Here is a 19,650-nt window from a genome sequence, read left to right as displayed (position 1 = left end):
TTTGCGGTGCAACTCCCTTGAAGGTAATGCCTGATGACCCGTTTTCTGCTCCTGGGCTGCCTGCTGTTGCTGAGCGCTTGCGCCAGCCAGGCACCGCTGCCCGAGCACATCCCGCAGCTGACGTTGCCGCTGCAATTGCACATCCAGCGCCTGGAGGCCGCGCAACGTCAGGACTGGGTATTGGTGATCCAGCATGAAGAGACGGGGCTTCGCTGGTCGATGATGGATTTGCTGGGCATTCCACAAGCGCGGCAGAAACTGATCGATGGCAAGTGGCAGGCCGATGGTCTGTTGCCGCCCAACCCGGAAGCCCGGGAGCTGTTCGCCGCGTTGCTGTTTGCCCTGACCCCGAAGGATGAACTGTCGGGCAACTACCCCACCGCTTGGCAGCACGGCAAGCAACGCTCGCTGCCAACACACTGGGACGTCCTGTATTCACAACCCATGACCTTTGAATTGAACCTGCCCAAGGGGCCCCGCTATGAAGTCACGCCGCTGAGCGGGGAAGCACCATGACCGCCTATTTGAATGCCCTCGGGGTGATCTGCGCATTGGGTCGTGGCAAACGCGAGGTGGCTGCCAATCTGTTTGCCGGTGATTGCTCAGGCCTGCGCGTCGAAACCGGCTGGGTGCCTGAGCGCGCCTTGCCGGTGGCCGCGGTGAGCGGCGAACTGCCGTCGATTCCGCTTGAGTTGAAAGTGCAAGACACTCGCAACAACCAATTGCTGATGGACGCCGCGCTGCAAATCCGCGACGAGATAGATCAGGCGATCCAGACCTACGGCCGTGACCGCATCGGCGTGATTCTGGGCACCAGCACCTCGGGTATCGATGAGGCCAGCCGTGGGTTGGCCCATTACATCCGTGAACATGAATTCCCTGCCGAGTACGACTATCAGCAACAGGAGCTCGGCGCACCGGCCAACTTCCTGGCCGACTGGCTGCAATTGAGCGGCCCGGCCTATGTGATTTCCACCGCCTGCACCTCCAGCGCCCGGGCGCTGATGAGTGCCCAGCGCCTGCTCGACCTGGGCCTGTGCGACGCAGTGTTGTGCGGCGGCGTCGACAGCTTGTGCAAACTGACCCTCAACGGCTTCTCGGCACTGGAAGCGGTGTCCGGGCAGCGCTGCAATCCGTTTTCGGTCAATCGCAATGGCATCAACATCGGCGAAGCCGCCGTGTTGTTTCTGATGAGCAAAAGCGCCGGAGATGGCAAGTCCATCGCCTTGCTCGGCAGCGGCGCCAGCTCCGATGCGCACCATATCTCCGCGCCGGAACCGACCGGCCGTGGCGCACTGCAAGCCATGAGCAAAGCCCTGAACCGGGCCAACCTGCAACCGCGGCAAATCCAATACCTGAACCTGCACGGCACCGCGACCCAGCACAACGACGCGATGGAAAGCCTCGCCGTGGCAGCACTGTTCCCGCAAGGTGTGCCCTGCTCGTCGACCAAGCCGATGACCGGTCACACCCTCGGCGCTGCCGGCGCCCTGGAAGCCGCGTTCTGCTGGCTGAGCCTGAGCCCGGACAATCGCGACCACGCCCTCGCGCCTCATCTCTGGGACGGCCAGCCCGACCCGAGTTTGCCTGCATTGCATTGGGTGACCCCGGCCGATCGCCTGACGTCCATTGCACCTCGCTATCTGATGAGCAATTCCTTTGCCTTCGGTGGCAACAACGTCAGCCTGATTATCGGAGATGCACCATGATTGACTGGCCGCTCGCCGAGTTGCTGCCGCACGCTGGCGACATGATCCTCATCGAACAAATCCTGGCGTTCGATGAAGAGCAGATTCACACCCGCCTCACCGTCAAACCCGGCGGCCTGTTCAACCGTCCCGACGGCAGCCTGCCGGCCTGGGTCGGCATCGAGCTAATGGCCCAGAGCGTCGCCGCCTACGCCGGTTGCCATGCGCGCCAGCGCGGTGATGCGGTGGAGTTGGGCTTTCTGCTCGGGAGCCGTAAATTCGAATGCAACGTCGAGCACTTCCCGGCGGGTACGGAACTGACCATCCACGGCATGCGCTCGCTGGAAGACGATAACGGCATGGGCGTGTTCGAATGCCATATCAACGCCCCCGGCATCCACGCCACCGCGCGCCTGAACGTGTTTCGTCCGCCTCAGGCCGCTCAATATCTTCATGAACCCGAAGGAGTCCAGTCATGACTGAATCCGTACTGGTCACCGGTTCCAGCCGTGGCATCGGCCGCGCCATCGCCTTGCGCCTGGCTCAGGCCGGGCACGACATCGTGCTGCATTGCCGCAGCGGTCTGGCGGACGCCAGCGCCGTGAAAGGTGAAGTCGAAGCCCTGGGCCGCACCGCCCGCGTCCTGCAATTCGACGTGTCCGACCGCGCCAGCTGCAAAGCCATTCTCGAAGCCGACGTCGAAGCCCACGGCGCCTATTATGGCGTGGTGCTTAATGCCGGCCTGACCCGCGACGGTGCTTTTCCGGCGCTGAGCGAGGATGATTGGGATGTGGTGATGCGCACCAACCTCGACGGTTTCTACAACGTGCTGCACCCGGTGATGATGCCGATGATCCGTCGTCGCGCCGCCGGGCGAATTGTCTGCATCACCTCGGTGTCGGGGTTGATCGGCAATCGTGGCCAGGTTAACTACAGTGCTTCCAAGGCCGGTCTGATCGGCGCGGCCAAGGCGCTGGCGATTGAATTGGGCAAACGCAAAATCACCGTCAACTGTGTCGCGCCCGGCCTGATCGACACCGCCATGCTCGACGAAAACGTGCCCGTGGAAGAACTGATGAAAATGATCCCCGCACAACGCATGGGCACTCCTGAAGAGGTGGCCGGCGCGGTGAATTTCCTGATGTCGGCGGAAGCGTCGTACATCACACGGCAGGTTCTGGCCGTCAATGGAGGCCTGTGCTGATGAAGCGCGTTGTCGTCACCGGCATGGCCGGCATCACGTCCCTTGGCAGCGACTGGGCCACCATCGCCAGCCACTTCGCGGCCAACCGCAGCGGCATTCGGCGCATGGACGAGTGGGATCGCTTTACCGAACTCAACACGCGCCTGGCCGGCCCCATCGATGACTTCAAGGTCCCGAGCCACTGGACCCGCAAGCAACTGCGCAGCATGGGCCGGGTGTCACGGCTTGCGGTGGGCGCTGCCGAGCAAGCGCTGGCCGATGCCGGACTGCTGGGCGACGAGTCGATCAAGGACGGGCGCATGGGTGTCGCGTGTGGCTCGTCCACCGGCAGCACCGACGAGATCAAGGCATTTGGCAACATGCTGCTCAACTCGGTAGCCGAAGGCCTGAACGCCAACTCCTACGTGCGGATGATGCCGCACACCACTGCCGCGAATATCAGTATCTTCTTCGGCCTTACCGGTCGTTTAATCCCGACGTCGAGTGCCTGCACCAGCGGCAGCCAGGGCATCGGTTACGCCTACGAATCGATCAAGTTCGGCCGTCTGCCGCTGATGCTGGCGGGCGGCGCCGAAGAGCTGTGCCCGACCGAAGCGATGGTCTTCGACGCGCTCTACGCCACCAGCCTGAAAAACGACGCCCCGCAATCCACCCCTCGCCCTTATGACAAGGGCCGCGATGGCCTAGTGATCGGTGAAGGCGGCGGCATGCTGGTGCTCGAAGAGCTGGAACACGCACTGGCTCGCGGCGCGCGCATCCACGCCGAACTCGTCGGCTTCGGCAGCAACGCCGACGGCCAGCACACCACGCGCCCCGAACAACTGACCATGCGCCGCGCCATGGAGCTCGCGCTGGAAGACGCCGGGCTGCAACCATCGGACATCGGCTACGTAAACGGTCACGGCACCGCTACAGAACAGGGCGACATTGCCGAAACACTGGCAACGAGTGCGTTGTTCGGCGAACACATGCCAATCAGTTCGCAGAAAAGCTTCCTCGGCCACACCCTGGGCGCCTGCGGTGCACTGGAATCCTGGTTCAGCATCGAAATGATGAACCGCGATCTGTATGCACACACGTTGAACCTCGACGAAGTCGATCCGCATTGCGGCAAGCTCGACTACTTGCGCGGCGAGTTTCGGCAGATGAGCAATGAATACGTGATGAACAACAATTTCGCGTTTGGTGGCGTCAACACCTCGTTGATCTTCCGTCGCTGGCACTGACCTGAACTACGTTTGGAGTAAAAGGAATGACTCTGTATCAGCGCATCGGCGCGTTGTTCACCGTGGCCGCTGCGCTGAGCGGTTGCACCGGTAACCCGGTGTACACCGCCAAGGAAACCTTTCCGGCCGACAAGGACCTCACCAACGACCGGATGAGCCGCGCTATCGTCACCTCGCTGATTGAACGCGAATGGACCGTGCAGTCGGCGCAGCCCGGCCTGATCAAAGCGGCCATCACCGTGCGCGGCGAACACCACGCCGAAATCGACATTCCTTACACATCGAATTCATTTGAAATCGATTACCGCGACAGCCGTGGGCTGAATTACAAGGACGGCCGGATCCACGGAACCTACAACCGCTGGATCGGCTATCTGCGTGATGACGTGATCCAGCAACTGGCCACCGACCCGGACCGCGACCAGCTCGTCGCCCTGCAAAATGCCTACGAACCCACCTTCCAGAACTTCCGTGAAGGCGTGAAACGCGCCACCGAAATCGGCTTGCTGGACGGCAGCGTCAAGTTCTACCTGGCCGGAGAAGCGCTGCCGGCCAACGTCAGCAAACTGAGCGCGGTGAGCAGCAGCCGAATTACCCGGAACGAAGAAGTCTCGGACGAAGACGCCTGCTTCCGGGCACTGCAATCGACACTGGCGACGTTGCAGAGCAAGGCGAAAAAGGCCGGGGCCAATGCGGTGATTAATATTGCAGGGGCTGGCAAACGCGATTTGAGGAGCGACAGCGGGAGCTATCAGTGTTTGCCGAAGGTTGAAGTGTCTGGGGTGGCGTTGCGTGGGGAGTTGGTGCGGGTTGAGTGAGGTGGAGAAAGGGCTCAACACACCTCCATTCCGAGAATAGGAATGAAATAAAGGGAAGCCGGAATACATCATTTCGGAAACGTCCGACAACCAGAATTGAGGCTTTGCGCTAGGTTCAATGCCCCGTGATATGTCGGGGCATCACAAGGATGAACGAACCATGACTACAAAAGCCGTTATCGTTTTCAGCGGTGGGCAGGACTCCACCACCTGCTTGATCCACGCGTTGCCGCGCTACGATGAAATCCACTGCATTACGTTCGACTATGGCCAGCGCCACCGCGCAGAAATCGAGGTCGCGCAGCAGCTGTCGAAAGAGCTTGGCGTGACCGTGCACAAGGTGCTGGACACTACCTTGTTGAATGAACTGGCTATCAGTAGTTTGACGCGTGACAACATTCCAGTACCTGGCGTGGGTAGTTCTGGAGATAGCCTGCCAAGCACTTTCGTACCCGGTAGAAATATTCTGTTTTTAACCTTGGCCTCTATTTATGCCTATCAAGTTCGGGCCGAGGCCGTCATCACAGGTGTTTGCGAGACGGATTTCTCTGGCTACCCGGATTGCCGCGACGAATTTGTCAGGGCTCTACATATAGCCATTGAACTGGGCATGGACTACAAGCTGCGCATTGAAACGCCGCTCATGTGGTTGAACAAGGCGGAAACATGGGCTCTCGCGGAGCAGCATGGAAAGCTTGAATTGATTCAGCACCAGACACTGACCTGCTACAACGGAATAATTGGCACTGGATGCGCGAATTGCGACGCGTGCAATCTTCGAGCGAAAGGGCTGAATGAGTTTTTGGAGAACAAGGCTAAGATATTGGAAAGCCTGGAAAACAAACAAAAGATCAAATGGTAAACGTCCAGGGGAAGCCGTGGCACTTCCCCTTTTTCAAGTCTCAGACGTTAACCACATACCTTTTAAATAGGGATCTTGCTCCATAGGCTGGCAAAATATTAAAGACCGCGAAACACATTTTTATAGCAATCTGGACATAAACGATATTAAGTATTTCGGCATTAGTCATTGCTCCGTAAAATGCTATAAAACAAAAAATAAAACTGTCTATTATCACCGCAAAAAACGTACTTAAGAAAACCCGCAAGAATAAAAACCTAGAGCTTGTAAGCTGCTTTATTTTATTCAACAAGTAAGAATTTACATATTCAGAAAAAATAAAGGAAATGGAAGACGCCACCAACACAGACGACACATGAGTCATGACCTCGCTATATGGTTCATCAAGTTTCCAGCCTGACAAACCCGGAAGAAAGCTGGTAGTGCTTAACAAAACAGTAATCAAAGCATTACTCGCAAAAGCAAAAAATATGGCTTTCCTCGCAAGCCTAAGCCCATAAAACTCATTCAACATATCAACTATTAAAAACGTTAACGGATAAATAAAAACCCCTGGAGTGACAACGATATCAAGCCACTGTATGTATACCAGCTTCGTTGCGGCAACATTCGTGAAGATATACAGAGCAAAAAGCAACAAATTAAGAGCGACATAAGTCATCCACGACTTCTCTTGTCGATCATTTATTTCGTACGCTGTCAATGCCGCACCACCTGAATAAAACTTCCTGTACACAGACTTTATTTCTGCTCTGCTTAAATTATCCACTACATCACTTTTCAATAAATCATCCAGCTTGATTTTTATGACCTTCCCCGTTGAAACGATCATGATAACGGCAAGGCCTTTACTATTTTCAAATCCTAGTAATTTGTAGCTACTGTTTTCCAAATGGTTATCCATTGAACCTTTCCTCCACTATCTCTCCTATTACAAGAACATCATCAGAACAACAGCAAGGCTCTCTGGTAATAAATAGATTCTTTGTTATTTTGTCATATGCAAGTTTTTCTTTGTCGCCACTAGAAAAACCTTTCTTCACTATCAATAAGTCCCCCGACTCATTCACGCCGCTGATTTCGCCTTCTAGAAGAACACCAATTAAATTGCAGGCTGTACCGAAAAAATAGGTCAAAGGATGGGTTACTACCAACTCACCAATCCTCTTATCAAGACTTTGCACAAGCAAACTTTCTTTAATTACAGGAACCGCTGCAGGATTCATATTACCCAGCAAAGAAACGCTACTTTCTATCACTTCCATCTCTTCAAAATTTACCGTTTCTATTTCCTTATAGGACACACCAAAAAAATCAGAAATTTTACGAATGGTAGACTGCTGAACATTAACAACCCGCCCCTCCAGAATGTTGTAAATAGTAGTCCTGGTCAACCCAACCGAGTTACACAACGATATCTGTGTTTCTCCTCGACTTTTAATAAGGTATTTAATGTTTTTCTTTAAGTTTTCCGTCTTCTCTATCTTATGCATTAAATATCTTCCAGCCACCCGCAATAAATTCGATCACTTCTAGCAAGTATGTCTATTTGCTTTTGTGATTATCATTCGGTCGCCTGCTTGACGCACAAGCAGACGCATCCAGACTGATTATACATTCATAAAATAGCGTTTATTTCGACGTTTACTTCCACACGCTGTGCAGTAGACGAATCCCACAGAACAAAATGAACTTACTTACAGACGTTTCTAACGAATCATTTAATTACACAAATGTTCACTTATTTGAATAATAAATAGGACGTTTTTAGTTATAAATCTATCGGTATCGCCAGCCCATATATCGCTGCCGATCAATCATGAATAGCTGGAAGGGATACCGCTGTTCTTTTTAAAAACAAGGGAGTTCCACAATGAAAAAAATCAATCCCGATCGTCCGCAATCGCCAGACCAGAAAGAAGCTGACACCCCCGATCTAGCCAAACTCTCCGAAAACACCGAGCGCACCGTCAGCGCCCGCCTGCGCAATCCAAACCGCCCCGACCCCGTCAGCCATGTGTTCAGCATCAACCCGAACGTCGATACGGAGTCCTTGCTCTGTCACGCCACTGAAACCCTTGCCTCGCTGAATGTGATGACCACTGACCTCGCCTGCGAGCTCGAAGGCTCGCTCCGCAACGAGGCATTGGCCATTCAGCAACTGGTCGTGCTGGCCGAGCTGATGGTCAACCGGGCCCTGGATATTCTTGACCCTCCCAGCGGGTTGTCTATGGCGTCATCCAACAGTCACCAATAAGTAATCGCGCTCTCTTACGCAATGGAGGTTTTTTGTCATGGATAGATACATGCCTATCACAGGTATCGATTGCACCATCGCTTCGCTGGTGATCGACACCGAAGCACCGCTGGACGTGTTGCACGAAACAGCGGCTTACCGCATCCGCACTGCGACTCAGCTGCTTGAGAGTTTTGCGTTTGGTGAGGGCGTTTACAGTGAGCTGGCGCGGGTGTTGGTGACGTCATTGCGTGATGGTTGTGATTTGCTGGATGTCGTCGGGCGACGATTGCAGGAGCAAGTTTCGGCGCAGCACAGCAAATCAAGACCAGCGCCGGCCGAGTCGTAACGGCGTTAGCGGTGTGGACGGACGGGTTTCCAACACGTGTGAAAACGGCCCCGGCGCTTGGCGCAGAGGCCGTTCCAACACTTACTGAGCCTGGATCAACTTGCTTTCAGCAACGCCAGCACGACCGGTGTGGTCATCAACCACTTGCAGGCTGTTGCGTGCCTTGATGAAGCCCACTTTCACTTCCTGCCAGACAAAGTAGTTTTTGCCGGCTTCTGCGGTGAGTTTCAGTTCGGAATCGTTTTCCGCCGAGGACACCAGAGTCTGCTGACCGGCCGGAACGGCCAACATCAGGTACGACTTGGCGACGGTCTGGCCGACCGGTTTACCGTTGAGCGTCACCGGCATTTTCACCCCGGCGCCCATGCTCTCGTTGCGATAGACGTAAATATTGGCTTTGTCCGGGGCGACCTGGAAGGTCTTCGCTTGAGCGTCCTGAGTGTCATCCGCCATCTTTACCGAAGCACAACCACCGGTGAGTGCGGCCACGGCCAGCAAAGCGGTGAGGGTTAGCTGCTTGAACATCCTGTATCTCCATTGTTTGTGACGAGTCCGAAACAGTTATCGGCTGATCAGAAAAAAGGCGAAGGGATGTATCAAAAAAACATGGCAAGCCCCAAGGCGTGATTTTGCGCACCACCAGAAATGCTAAAAGCATTAGGGTTCGAAATGGTACTGCGTAGGGATCGGGTACTGTTTGACGGAGGCAGGACAGGCTAAAACGACAAAGGGCGCCTTTCGGCGCCCCTTCACAAACAGGCCGGCTTGTCATCGCCCTGTACCTGTCTGGCTCTGCGATGGCTGGTTGCCCAGGATCCTCAGAGTCTCACAAGCCCCTTTCGGGAACGGGGCGAGTATTGCGCGAAACAGAACTCAGGGCAACGACTGGCCATTCGCCTGACTGCGCCACTTTCGATGCCATCACACGCCCAAAGCACTGCGTACCGCGACTTTGATCGAGTAAAACTCATCTGTTTCCAGTTGTGAAATAACATAAATACGCTTCCCTTGACGGTCTCGACTTCTGATCCGGTCCAGTCTGGAGAGGCTTACTGTCGCAACCATATCGCATTTCGCCCAGCAAACCGCACTGGCACCCTGGAGATGACTTTGCAGCTCCAGATGGTGATCAAGTATGCGATCAGGGGCGGTGGTACTTAGCGGCACAACCGTCACCAGCATGCTGTTGGACTTGTGTTTGCGTATCACAACAACGGGCCTGACCTTGATCATTTCGGGAACTTCGTACCCCCTGAAATCACAAATCAATACGCTACCTTCCTTGGGTTGATATAGAAGCGGCATCCTTGGCACTCATCGAAAGAAATCGATTCTGCTCAATAACCGGGTGAATCCCTAAAGCGGATCCGTTACGCGAAATGTCTTTGCTCTCAAGCCCCTTCAACCTTACGCGTCAACAACTCAACAAACGCCTTGGCCATCGGCGACTTCTGATCCTTGCGCTGCACCAGCCACACCGCTGACACCGCCGCCGGGTCCAGCAATGGTCGATATACCACGCCATCGATGCGCATCCGCTGATACGACGCCGGCAGCACCGACACGCCCAACCCCGCCGCGACCAACCCGATAATGGTCATCGCCTCGCCCGCCTCTTGCGCAAAGTGCGGACTGAAACCGGCATCGCGGGCCAGGCTGAGCAATTGTGCGTAGAGACCGCTGCCGTAGCTGCGAGGGAAGAACACGAAAGGTTCAAGAGCCAGCGCCGACAGGAACAGTCCGTCTTCACTGTCGTTGACCAAGGGATGCTTGGAGCTGAGCACCGCCACCAGTGGTTCGCGCATCAGCTCCACGACGCTGAGCGAGTCCGGCAACCCCAGCGGCCGCATGATGCCGACCTCGATCGACTCGTCGACCAGCGCGTCGGCGACCTGGGTGCTGCTCATCTCCCGCAAATTCAGGTGCACCGCCGGGAAGCGCTGGCGGAACGAAAAAATTGCTTGGGGAATGGTCGAGTTGAACGGTGCCGAGGACGTGAAGCCGATCTTCAATTCACCGAGCTCACCCAGTTGCGCACGGCGCGCCACGTCGGCAGCTTTGTCGACTTGCGCCAGCACCAATCGCGCCTCTTGCAGAAACAAGCGACCGGCTTCGCTGAGTTCGACCCGACGATTGGTTCGCTCGAACAAGCGTGCGCCCACCTCGGCCTCCAGTGCCTGAATCTGTTGGCTTAGCGGCGGCTGAGAGATGCCTAGCACCTGAGCGGCGCGGCCGAAGTGCAGTTCTTCGGCGACGGCGATGAAGTAGCGCAGGTGACGCAATTCCATGAAAACCCCATTAGGTCGTAAAAGCTCTCAAACAGGTCGAACAATATATTGGATTGAATCATTAGGCAGCTATATGATTTTTTCATTGCCTGCCAGGCTGCGCCCCTCCGAGGTCCATCGTGAAAACTGCTGTCGCTCCACTCGCCCATGAAGTTCCGCCTGCTGCGGCGGACGATGTCGTCGCCGAGCTGAAGGAAATTTACATCGAAAAAGGCACGCCGATGTTCATGCGCACGGTGCTGGCGCTGTTCTCCGGCGGCTTCGCGACCTTCGCGTTGCTCTACTGCGTACAACCGATGATGCCGTTACTGTCCCACGAATACTCGATCAACGCGGCGCAGAGCAGCCTGATCCTGTCGGTGGCGACCGGCATGCTCGCCATTGGCCTGCTGATCACCGGCCCGATTTCCGACAGGGTCGGCCGCAAACCGGTGATGGTTGCCGCATTGTTCGCCGCCGCGCTGTGCACCATGGCCAGCGCGATGATGCCGAGCTGGGAAGGCGTGTTGATCATGCGCGCACTGATCGGCTTGTCGTTGAGCGGCCTGGCAGCGGTCGCCATGACGTACCTGAGCGAAGAGATCCACCCACAGCACATCGGCCTGGCCATGGGTTTGTACATCGGCGGCAACGCGATTGGCGGGATGTGCGGACGCTTGATCACCGGCGTGCTGATCGACTTCGTCAGCTGGCACACGGCGATGCTGGTGATCGGCGGCCTGGCCCTGATCGCCGCAGCGGTGTTCTGGAAAATCCTTCCGGAGTCGCGCAACTTCCGCGCCCGCTCGCTGCACCCGCGCAGCTTGCTCGACGGCTTCACCATGCACTTTCGCGATGCCGGTTTACCGCTGTTGTTCCTTGAAGCCTTTGTGCTGATGGGCGCGTTCGTCACGCTGTTCAACTACATCGGTTACCGCTTGCTGGCCGAGCCGTATCACATGGAACAAGCCTTCGTCGGACTGCTCTCGGTGGTGTACCTGTCGGGGATCTACAGCTCGGCGAAGATCGGTTCGCTGGCTGACAAGCTGGGGCGCCGTAAAGTGCTCTGGGCGACGATTGTGCTGATGCTCGCCGGCCTGGCCCTGACCATGTTCACGCCACTGCCGGTGGTGATCATCGGCATGTTGATCTTTACTTTCGGCTTCTTTGCCGCGCACTCCGTGGCCAGCAGCTGGATCGGCCGCCGGGCGATCAAGGCCAAGGGGCAGGCTTCATCGTTGTACCTGTTCAGCTATTACGCCGGATCGAGCATTGCCGGGACGGCGGGCGGGGTGTTCTGGCACTTGGGCGGGTGGAACGGGATTGGGCTGTTTATTGGCGCGTTGCTGGTGATTGCGTTGCTGGTGGCGTTGAAGCTTGCGAAGTTGCCGCCGTTGGGCGGTGTAAAGGCTTAAACACAAATATCCAGTCAGCCATGAACAACTGTGGGAGCGAGTTTGCTCGCGAAGGGGCCGGCACATCCAACAGAGTCGTTGGCTGACAGACCGCCTTCGCGAGCAGGCTCGCTCCCACAGAAAAGCCTAGCGTTTTATCAGTTCACGATCACTCGTGATACTGCGCCGACAACTCATGAACCGCGCGCAGGAAGGCGCCAGCATGTTCCGGATCGACTTCCGGGGTGATGCCATGACCCAGGTTGAACACGTGGCCGCTGCCTTTGCCGTAGCTGGCGAGAATGCGGCCGACTTCGGTGCGGATGGCTTCCGGTTTGGCGTACAACACGGTCGGGTCCATGTTGCCTTGCAGCGCAACTTTGCTGCCGACGCGATCGCGGGCACTGCCGATGTCGCAGGTCCAGTCCAGGCCCAATGCATCAGCGCCAGCGTCGGCGATACTTTCCAGCCACAGGCCACCGTTCTTGGTGAACAGGATGACCGGCACTTTGCGGCCTTCGTGCTCGCGGATCAGGCCGCTGACGATTTTCTTCATGTAGGCCAGGGAGAATTCCTGGTACGCCGCCGCCGAGAGGCTGCCACCCCAGCTGTCGAAGATCTGCACCGCTTGCGCGCCGGCCATAATCTGGCCGTTAAGGTAGCTGGTGACCGTCTGCGCGAGCTTGTCCAGCAGCAGGTGCAAGGCTTGCGGGTTGTCGTAGAGCATGGTTTTGGTCTTGCGGTAGTCTTTCGACGAGCCGCCTTCGACCATGTAGGTGGCCAGGGTCCATGGGCTGCCGGCAAAGCCGATCAGTGGCACGCGGCCGTTCAGTTCGCGGCGGATGGTGCTGACTGCGTCCATGACGTAGCCGAGGTCTTTGTGCGGATCAGGAATCGGCAGCGCTTCGATGTCGGCCATGGTGCTGACGACTTTCTTGAAGCGCGGGCCTTCACCGGTTTCGAAGTACAGGCCCTGGCCCATGGCATCCGGGATGGTCAGGATGTCGGAGAACAGGATCGCTGCGTCCAGTTGCGGATAGCGGTCGAGCGGTTGCATCGTGACTTCGCAAGCGAACTCCGGGTTCATGCACAGGCTCATGAAGTCACCGGCCTTGGCACGGCTGGCGCGGTATTCAGGCAGGTAGCGACCGGCCTGACGCATCATCCACACAGGGGTGACGTCTACGGGTTGCTTGAGCAGGGCGCGAAGGAAACGGTCGTTCTTCAGGGCAGTCATGTCGGCATCCGGAAAAAAAGTGCGGGCATTTTCTCAGAGCGCGACGCAAAAGGCACGGTTGCAGGTCAGCCTTTTGTCTATCGGGTCAATTTGTCGCGGGGGAATGCGCCATTTAGCAACACCCTGAAACCAATGTGGGAGCGAGCCTGCTCGCGAAGAGGGCTTCGCAGTCAACATCTCTGTTGGCTGATCCACCGCTTTCGCGAGCAGGCTCGCTCCCACATTTTGATCGCATTCCAATGTTGGAAAGCGATCAGACCTCCAGGTAATCCAGGATCCCTTCAGCCGCATTGCGGCCTTCGAAGATCGCCGTCACCACCAGGTCAGAACCGCGAACCATGTCGCCACCGGCGAAGATTTTCGGGTTGCTGGTCTGGTGCTTGAACTTGCCTTGTTCCGGAGCCACAACGCGGCCCTGGCTGTCGGTCTGGATGTCGAACTGTTCGAACCACGGCGCCGGGCTTGGACGGAAGCCGAAGGCGATGACCACGGCGTCGGCCGGGATGATCTCTTCGGAGCCCGGGATCGGCTCAGGGCTGCGACGGCCACGGGCGTCCGGTGCGCCGAGACGGGTCTCGACCACTTTCACGCCTTCGACGCGGTCTTCACCGACGATCGCAATTGGCTGGCGGTTGTAGAGGAATTTCACCCCTTCTTCCTTGGCGTTTTTCACTTCCTTACGCGAGCCCGGCATGTTCGCTTCGTCACGACGGTACGCACAGGTCACCGACTTGGCGCCCTGGCGAATCGAAGTACGGTTGCAGTCCATCGCCGTGTCGCCACCGCCGAGTACCACGACCTTCTTGCCTTTCATGTCGACGAAATCTTCCGGCGACTTTTCAAAGCCCAGGTTGCGGTTGACGTTGGCGATCAGGAAGTCGAGCGCGTCGTGCACGCCCGGCAGGTCCTCACCGGCAAAGCCGCCCTTCATGTAGGTGTAGGTGCCCATGCCCATGAACACGGCATCGTATTCTTCGAGCAGTTGCTCGACGGTCACGTCCTTGCCCACTTCGGTGTTCAGGCGGAACTCGATGCCCATGCCGGTGAAGACTTCGCGACGATTGCTCAGCACGGTCTTTTCCAGCTTGAACTCGGGGATGCCGAAGGTCAGCAAGCCACCGATTTCCGGGTTCTTGTCGAACACCACCGGGGACACGCCGCCACGTACCAGCACGTCGGCACAGCCCAGGCCAGCCGGGCCGGCACCGATGATCGCGACACGCTTGCCGGTCGGCTTGACCTTGGACATGTCCGGACGCCAGCCCATGGCGAACGCGGTGTCGGTGATGTACTTCTCGACCGAACCGATAGTCACCGCGCCGAAGCCGTCGTTGAGGGTGCAGGCACCTTCGCACAGACGATCCTGCGGGCACACCCGGCCGCACACTTCCGGCAGGGTGTTGGTTTGGTGCGACAGCTCGGCGGCCTGGAGGATGTTGCCCTCGGCCACCAGCTTCAGCCAGTTCGGAATGAAGTTGTGCACCGGGCACTTCCATTCGCAATACGGGTTACCGCAACCCAGGCAGCGGTGGGCCTGATCGGCCGAATGCTGGGGTTTGAAGGGTTCGTAGATCTCCACGAACTCTTTTTTGCGTTGACGCAACAGTTTCTTCTTCGGATCTTTGCGCCCGACATCGATGAACTGGAAGTCGTTATTCAGACGTTCAGCCATTGTTAAAACCTCATCAAACTCTTCAGGCGCATATCACTGCGGGTTGGCACGGGTGCTGGAAAGCAACGATTTCAGGTTGGCAGCCTTGGGCTTGACCAGCCAGAAACGACGCAGATAGTCATCGAGGTTTTCAGCGAGGTTACGACCCCATTCGCTGTCGGTTTCCTCGACGTATTCGTTCAGCACGCGTTGCAAGTGGCTGCGATAGGCTTCCATCGCCTCACCGCTGATCCGCTGGATTTCCACCAGTTCGTGGTTGACCCGGTCAACGAAGGTGTTGTCCTGGTCGAGCACGTAGGCGAAACCGCCGGTCATGCCTGAGCCGAAGTTGTAACCGGTCTTGCCCAATACACAGACGAAACCACCGGTCATGTACTCGCAGCAGTGATCGCCAGTGCCTTCCACAACCGTGTGGGCACCGGAGTTACGCACGGCAAAACGCTCGCCCGCGGTGCCGGCGGCGAACAGCTTGCCGCCCGTGGCGCCGTACAGGCAGGTGTTGCCGATGATGGCACTGTCCTGAGTCTTGTAGACGCTGCCCTTCGGCGGAACGATGACCAGTTTGCCGCCGGTCATGCCTTTGCCGACGTAGTCGTTGGCGTCGCCTTCCAGGTACATGTTCAGGCCGCCGGCGTTCCACACACCGAAGCTCTGACCGGCCGTCCCTTTGAAGCGGAAGGTGATCGGCGCATTCGCCATGCCTTGGTTGCCGTGCTTGCGCGCGATTTCACCGGAGATCCGAGCGCCGATCGAACGGTCGCAGTTGCAGATGTCCAGGGCGAAATCGGCGCCGCTCATGTCGTTGATGGCCGAGGTGGCCAGGTCGACCATTTTCTCGGCCAGCAGGCCTTTGTCAAACGGCGGGTTGCGGTCCACCTGGCAGAATTGAGGCTTGTCTGCCGGAATGTGATCGCTGCCCAGCAACGGCGTCAGGTCCAGGTGTTGCTGCTTGGCGGTCTGGCCTTCGAGGACTTCCAGCAGATCGGTACGACCGATCAGCTCTTCGAGGGAGCGCACGCCCAGCTTGGCCAGCCACTCACGGGTTTCTTCGGCGACGTAGGTGAAGAAATTCACCACCATGTCGACGGTCCCGATGTAGTGATCCTTGCGCAGCTTCTCGTTCTGAGTCGCGACGCCGGTGGCGCAGTTGTTCAGGTGGCAGATACGCAGGTATTTGCAGCCCAGCGCGATCATTGGCGCGGTGCCGAAGCCGAAGCTTTCAGCGCCGAGGATCGCAGCCTTGATCACGTCGAGGCCGGTTTTCAGGCCGCCGTCGGTTTGTACCCGCACTTTGCCGCGCAGGTCGTTGCCGCGCAGAGTCTGGTGGGTTTCGGCCAGGCCGAGCTCCCACGGAGCGCCCGCGTATTTGATCGAGGTCAGCGGCGATGCGCCGGTGCCGCCGTCGTAGCCGGAGATGGTGATCAAGTCTGCATAGGCTTTGGCCACACCGGCGGCGATGGTGCCGACGCCCGCTTCTGCTACCAGCTTCACCGAGACCAGGGCCTTCGGGTTGACTTGTTTCAGGTCGAAGATCAGCTGCGACAAGTCTTCGATCGAATAGATGTCGTGGTGCGGTGGCGGCGAAATCAGGGTCACGCCCGGCACTGCGTAACGCAGCTTGGCGATCAGACCGTTGACCTTGCCACCTGGCAGTTGACCACCTTCGCCGGGCTTGGCGCCCTGAGCGACTTTGATCTGCAGCACTTCAGCGTTGACCAGGTATTCCGGAGTCACACCAAAGCGGCCAGTCGCAACCTGCTTGATTTTCGAGCTCTTGATGGTGCCGTAACGCGCCGGGTCTTCGCCGCCTTCGCCGGAGTTGGAACGCGCGCCGAGGCGGTTCATGGCTTCGGCCAAGGCTTCGTGGGCTTCCGGCGACAGGGCGCCCAGCGAGATACCGGCGGAGTCAAAGCGCTTGAGCACCGATTCCAGCGGTTCGATTTCGCTGATGTCCAGCGGCGTGTCCAGGGTCTTCACCTTGAACATGTCGCGGATCATCGACACCGGACGGTTGTCCACCAGCGCCGTGTATTCCTTGAACTTGCTGTAGTCGCCCTGCTGCACAGCGGCTTGCAGGGTGTTGACCACATCCGGGTTGTAGGCGTGATATTCGCCACCGTGGACGAACTTCAGCAGGCCGCCTTGCTGGATCGGCTTGCGCGGGCTCCAGGCTTCGGCGGCGAGGGCTTTCTGCTCGGCTTCGATGTCGACGAAACGCGCGCCCTTGATGCGGCTAGGCACACCACGGAAGCTCAGCTCGCAAACTTCTTCGGACAGGCCGATGGCTTCGAACAACTGCGCACCACGGTACGACGTGATGGTCGAAATGCCCATCTTCGACAGGATTTTCAGCAGGCCTTTGGTGATGCCTTTGCGGTAGTTCTTGAACACCTCATAGAGGTCGCCCAGCACTTCACCGGTACGGATCAGGTCGCCCAGCACTTCGTAAGCCAGGAACGGATAAACGGCGGAGGCGCCGAAACCGATCAACACGGCGAAGTGATGCGGGTCGCGAGCGGTCGCGGTTTCCACGAGGATGTTGGAGTCGCAACGCAGGCCTTTTTCGGTCAGGCGGTGGTGTACCGCGCCGGTGGCGAGCGAAGCGTGGATCGGCAACTTGCCCGGGGCAATGTGACGGTCACTCAACACAACCTGGGTACGACCGGCGCGCACGGCTTCTTCAGCCTGATCGGCGACGTTGCGGATTGCCGCTTCGAGGCCGACGCTTTCGTCGTAGTTCAGATCGATGATCGCGCGCTCGAAGCCCGGACGATCGAGGTTCATCAGCGAACGCCACTTGGCCGGGGAAATGACCGGCGAGCTGAGGATCACGCGCGAGGCGTGCTCCGGCGACTCCTGGAAGATGTTGCGCTCGGCACCGAGGCAGATCTCCAGCGACATGACGATGGCTTCACGCAGCGGGTCGATCGGCGGGTTGGTGACCTGCGCGAACTGCTGGCGGAAATAGTCGTACGGCGTGCGCACGCGCTGGGACAGCACGGCCATCGGCGTATCGTCGCCCATCGAGCCGACGGCTTCGTAGCCTTGCTCGCCGAGCGGACGCAGCACCTGATCACGTTCTTCAAAAGTGACCTGGTACATCTTCATGTATTGCTTGAGCTGATCGACGTCGTAGAACGCCGAACCGTGGTCGTTGTCTTCCATGGTCGCCTGGATGCGCAGGGCATTCTTGCGCAGCCATTGCTTGTACGGATGGCGGGACTTCAAGCGGTTGTCGATGGCATCGGTGTCGAGGATCTGACCGGTTTCGGTGTCCACGGCAAAGATCTGGCCCGGGCCAACGCGGCCCTTGGCGATCACGTCTTCAGGCTGGTAGTTCCAGACACCGATTTCGGAGGCCAGGGTAATGAAACCGTTTTTGGTGGTGACCCAACGCGCCGGGCGCAGACCGTTACGGTCGAGCAGGCACACCGCGTAGCGACCATCGGTCATTACCACGCCGGCCGGGCCGTCCCACGGTTCCATGTGCATCGAGTTGTATTCGTAGAACGCACGCAGGTCCGGGTCCATGGTTTCGACGTTCTGCCACGCAGGCGGAATGATCATCCGCACGCCACGGAACAGGTCGATGCCACCGGTCACCATCAGCTCGAGCATGTTGTCCATGCTCGAAGAGTCGGAACCAACGCGGTTGACCAGCGGGCCAAGCTCTTCCAGATCCATCAGATCGTTGGTGAACTTGGTGCGACGGGCCACGGCCCAGTTGCGGTTGCCGGTGATGGTGTTGATCTCGCCGTTGTGCGCCAGGAAGCGGAACGGTTGGGCCAGCGGCCATTTCGGCAGGGTGTTGGTGGAGAAGCGCTGATGGAACACGCAAATCGAGGTTTGCAGGCGCTCATCGCTCAGGTCTGGATAGAAGGCGGTCAAGTCCGCCGGCATCATCAGGCCTTTATAAATGATGGTCTTGTGCGAAAAGCTGCAGACGTAGTGGTCGGCATCGGCGGCGTTGGCCACGGACGAGCGACGACGGGACGTGAACAGTTTGACGGCCATGTCCTGATCGCTCAGGCCTTCACCGCCGATGAACACTTGTTCGATCTGCGGCAGGCGCTCAAGGGCCAGACGGCCGAGGACGCTGGTGTCGATCGGCACTTTGCGCCAGCCGACGAGGGTCAGGCCGGCCGCCAGGATTTCGCGGTTCATGTTCTCGCGAGCGGCTTCGGCTTTCACCAGGTCCTGGTTGAAGAAGACCATGCCCACGGCATATTGCTTGGGCAGTGCGACGCCGAAGGTTTCCTGGGCGATGGCACGCAGGAACACGTCCGGCTTTTGAATCAGCAGACCGCAACCGTCACCGGTCTTGCCGTCGGCATTAATCCCACCGCGGTGGGTCATGCAGGTCAGGGCCTCGATGGCCGTTTGCAAAAGGGTATGACTGGGCTCGCCCTGCATATGGGCTATCAGGCCGAAACCGCAGTTATCCTTGAATTCATCTGGTTGGTACAGACCTGCTTTCATAGACACTTTCTCACCAGGCTGCCCCTTGTCGAGGCAAATTTCTTTTCAATTCAATCAGTTACCTTCCGCGCCGAACGTATGCCGGCTTTGCGGGGGCAAAAGGGAGGTCATTGTACACACCGACACTTACGCTCACAAATTTGACGACGAACTGTCGCAAATCTATGTCGCATTTGTGAAAGGTTTAAAGCGATCTGCTGTGCTAGTCAAAACTTTTT

At 57.8% G+C, this 19,650-nt stretch carries 18 protein-coding genes; 10 read left to right on the top strand and 8 right to left on the bottom strand.

What is annotated here, in order from left to right:
• Positions 1-33: 33 nt before the first annotated feature.
• The 7 genes from AC07N8_RS13225 (at position 34) to queC (ending at position 5,798) form a co-directional block, all read left to right on the top strand.
• Positions 34-516 carry a hypothetical protein gene (locus tag AC07N8_RS13225; RefSeq protein ID WP_483841017.1) on the top strand — a complete coding sequence of 161 codons (483 nt, stop codon included), beginning with the start codon at positions 34-36 and terminating at the stop codon, positions 514-516.
• The gene (locus AC07N8_RS13220) at positions 513-1,709 is read left to right on the top strand and encodes a beta-ketoacyl-[acyl-carrier-protein] synthase family protein (protein WP_493143958.1); all 1,197 of its coding nucleotides are present in this window, start codon (positions 513-515) and stop codon (positions 1,707-1,709) included. Before AC07N8_RS13225 ends, AC07N8_RS13220 begins: the two co-directional genes overlap by 4 nt.
• Positions 1,706-2,167: a hotdog family protein gene (locus tag AC07N8_RS13215; protein WP_483841015.1), complete on the top strand. Its 462-nt coding sequence runs from the start codon at positions 1,706-1,708 to the stop codon at positions 2,165-2,167. Before AC07N8_RS13220 ends, AC07N8_RS13215 begins: the two co-directional genes overlap by 4 nt.
• Positions 2,164-2,892 (top strand): 3-oxoacyl-ACP reductase FabG, encoded by a 729-nt coding sequence (gene fabG, locus AC07N8_RS13210; RefSeq protein WP_493143956.1) that lies wholly within the window; start codon positions 2,164-2,166, stop codon positions 2,890-2,892. The genes AC07N8_RS13215 and fabG overlap by 4 nt, the downstream gene beginning before the upstream one ends.
• A complete protein-coding gene (locus AC07N8_RS13205) occupies positions 2,892-4,118 on the top strand; it encodes a beta-ketoacyl-ACP synthase (protein WP_493143955.1) in 1,227 nt (408 codons plus the stop codon). The genes fabG and AC07N8_RS13205 overlap by 1 nt, the downstream gene beginning before the upstream one ends.
• A gap of 26 nt (positions 4,119-4,144) precedes the next feature.
• A complete protein-coding gene (locus AC07N8_RS13200; RefSeq protein WP_493143953.1) occupies positions 4,145-4,936 on the top strand; it encodes a hypothetical protein in 792 nt (263 codons plus the stop codon).
• A 160-nt stretch (positions 4,937-5,096) separates the two neighbouring features.
• Positions 5,097-5,798, top strand: coding sequence for a 7-cyano-7-deazaguanine synthase QueC (gene queC / locus AC07N8_RS13195; RefSeq protein WP_493143952.1), 702 nt, complete (start codon positions 5,097-5,099; stop codon positions 5,796-5,798).
• A gap of 40 nt (positions 5,799-5,838) precedes the next feature.
• On the opposite strand, the gene AC07N8_RS13190 is transcribed toward queC, so the two are convergent.
• Positions 5,839-6,702 carry a queuosine precursor transporter gene (locus AC07N8_RS13190; protein ID WP_493143950.1) on the bottom strand — a complete coding sequence of 288 codons (864 nt, stop codon included), beginning with the start codon at positions 6,700-6,702 and terminating at the stop codon, positions 5,839-5,841.
• On the bottom strand, positions 6,695-7,291 hold the full coding sequence (locus AC07N8_RS13185; protein ID WP_493143948.1) for a helix-turn-helix transcriptional regulator: 597 nt from the start codon (positions 7,289-7,291) through the stop codon (positions 6,695-6,697). The genes AC07N8_RS13190 and AC07N8_RS13185 overlap by 8 nt, the downstream gene beginning before the upstream one ends.
• Positions 7,292-7,671: 380 nt before the next feature.
• Between AC07N8_RS13185 and AC07N8_RS13180 the strand changes: the two genes are divergently transcribed.
• On the top strand, positions 7,672-8,055 hold the full coding sequence (locus AC07N8_RS13180) for a DUF6124 family protein (protein ID WP_493143947.1): 384 nt from the start codon (positions 7,672-7,674) through the stop codon (positions 8,053-8,055).
• Positions 8,056-8,092: 37 nt separating this feature from the next.
• Entirely contained in the window at positions 8,093-8,383 is a 291-nt protein-coding gene (locus AC07N8_RS13175; RefSeq protein ID WP_460163243.1) for a hypothetical protein, read from the top strand.
• An 81-nt stretch (positions 8,384-8,464) separates the two neighbouring features.
• On the opposite strand, the gene AC07N8_RS13170 is transcribed toward AC07N8_RS13175, so the two are convergent.
• From AC07N8_RS13170 to AC07N8_RS13160, 3 genes are all read right to left on the bottom strand, one after another.
• Positions 8,465-8,908, bottom strand: coding sequence for a DUF2846 domain-containing protein (locus AC07N8_RS13170; RefSeq protein WP_046031158.1), 444 nt, complete (start codon positions 8,906-8,908; stop codon positions 8,465-8,467).
• A gap of 396 nt (positions 8,909-9,304) precedes the next feature.
• The gene (locus AC07N8_RS13165; RefSeq protein ID WP_493143942.1) at positions 9,305-9,688 is read right to left on the bottom strand and encodes a type II toxin-antitoxin system PemK/MazF family toxin; all 384 of its coding nucleotides are present in this window, start codon (positions 9,686-9,688) and stop codon (positions 9,305-9,307) included.
• 86 nt (positions 9,689-9,774) lie between these two features.
• Entirely contained in the window at positions 9,775-10,671 is an 897-nt protein-coding gene (locus tag AC07N8_RS13160) for a LysR family transcriptional regulator (RefSeq protein WP_483841009.1), read from the bottom strand.
• A gap of 119 nt (positions 10,672-10,790) precedes the next feature.
• Between AC07N8_RS13160 and AC07N8_RS13155 the strand changes: the two genes are divergently transcribed.
• Positions 10,791-12,065: an MFS transporter gene (locus AC07N8_RS13155; protein ID WP_483841008.1), complete on the top strand. Its 1,275-nt coding sequence runs from the start codon at positions 10,791-10,793 to the stop codon at positions 12,063-12,065.
• A 148-nt stretch (positions 12,066-12,213) separates the two neighbouring features.
• Here AC07N8_RS13155 and hemE read toward each other — a convergent pair whose 3' ends face one another.
• From hemE to gltB, 3 genes are all read right to left on the bottom strand, one after another.
• Positions 12,214-13,281, bottom strand: a complete 1,068-nt coding sequence (gene hemE, locus AC07N8_RS13150; protein ID WP_046031163.1) for a uroporphyrinogen decarboxylase — start codon at positions 13,279-13,281, stop codon at positions 12,214-12,216.
• Positions 13,282-13,534: 253 nt separating this feature from the next.
• Complete coding sequence (locus tag AC07N8_RS13145; protein WP_493143939.1) at positions 13,535-14,953, bottom strand: FAD-dependent oxidoreductase; 1,419 nt, start codon at positions 14,951-14,953, stop codon at positions 13,535-13,537.
• Positions 14,954-14,986: 33 nt separating this feature from the next.
• Positions 14,987-19,432, bottom strand: a complete 4,446-nt coding sequence (gltB, locus tag AC07N8_RS13140; protein WP_493143937.1) for a glutamate synthase large subunit — start codon at positions 19,430-19,432, stop codon at positions 14,987-14,989.
• Positions 19,433-19,650 lie beyond the last annotated feature (218 nt).

Source organism: Pseudomonas sp. GW821-FHT10C09 (assembly GCF_059415465.1).
Note: the sequence above shows the minus strand (reverse complement) of the source record. Positions and strands in the feature narration are given on the sequence as shown.

Excerpts from the sequence above, each read along its gene's own strand:
- AC07N8_RS13225 (WP_483841017.1), top strand. The coding sequence starts at position 34 with ATGACCCGTTTTCTGCTCCTGGGCTGCCTGCTGTTGCTGAGCGCTTGC.
- AC07N8_RS13220 (WP_493143958.1), top strand. The coding sequence starts at position 513 with ATGACCGCCTATTTGAATGCCCTCGGGGTGATCTGCGCATTGGGTCGT.
- AC07N8_RS13215 (WP_483841015.1), top strand. The coding sequence starts at position 1,706 with ATGATTGACTGGCCGCTCGCCGAGTTGCTGCCGCACGCTGGCGACATG.
- fabG (WP_493143956.1), top strand. The coding sequence starts at position 2,164 with ATGACTGAATCCGTACTGGTCACCGGTTCCAGCCGTGGCATCGGCCGC.
- AC07N8_RS13205 (WP_493143955.1), top strand. The coding sequence starts at position 2,892 with ATGAAGCGCGTTGTCGTCACCGGCATGGCCGGCATCACGTCCCTTGGC.
- AC07N8_RS13200 (WP_493143953.1), top strand. The coding sequence starts at position 4,145 with ATGACTCTGTATCAGCGCATCGGCGCGTTGTTCACCGTGGCCGCTGCG.
- queC (WP_493143952.1), top strand. The coding sequence starts at position 5,097 with ATGACTACAAAAGCCGTTATCGTTTTCAGCGGTGGGCAGGACTCCACC.
- AC07N8_RS13190 (WP_493143950.1), bottom strand. The coding sequence starts at position 6,702 with ATGGATAACCATTTGGAAAACAGTAGCTACAAATTACTAGGATTTGAA.
- AC07N8_RS13185 (WP_493143948.1), bottom strand. The coding sequence starts at position 7,291 with ATGCATAAGATAGAGAAGACGGAAAACTTAAAGAAAAACATTAAATAC.
- AC07N8_RS13180 (WP_493143947.1), top strand. The coding sequence starts at position 7,672 with ATGAAAAAAATCAATCCCGATCGTCCGCAATCGCCAGACCAGAAAGAA.
- AC07N8_RS13175 (WP_460163243.1), top strand. The coding sequence starts at position 8,093 with ATGGATAGATACATGCCTATCACAGGTATCGATTGCACCATCGCTTCG.
- AC07N8_RS13170 (WP_046031158.1), bottom strand. The coding sequence starts at position 8,908 with ATGTTCAAGCAGCTAACCCTCACCGCTTTGCTGGCCGTGGCCGCACTC.
- AC07N8_RS13165 (WP_493143942.1), bottom strand. The coding sequence starts at position 9,688 with ATGCCGCTTCTATATCAACCCAAGGAAGGTAGCGTATTGATTTGTGAT.
- AC07N8_RS13160 (WP_483841009.1), bottom strand. The coding sequence starts at position 10,671 with ATGGAATTGCGTCACCTGCGCTACTTCATCGCCGTCGCCGAAGAACTG.
- hemE (WP_046031163.1), bottom strand. The coding sequence starts at position 13,281 with ATGACTGCCCTGAAGAACGACCGTTTCCTTCGCGCCCTGCTCAAGCAA.
- AC07N8_RS13145 (WP_493143939.1), bottom strand. The coding sequence starts at position 14,953 with ATGGCTGAACGTCTGAATAACGACTTCCAGTTCATCGATGTCGGGCGC.
- gltB (WP_493143937.1), bottom strand. The coding sequence starts at position 19,432 with ATGAAAGCAGGTCTGTACCAACCAGATGAATTCAAGGATAACTGCGGT.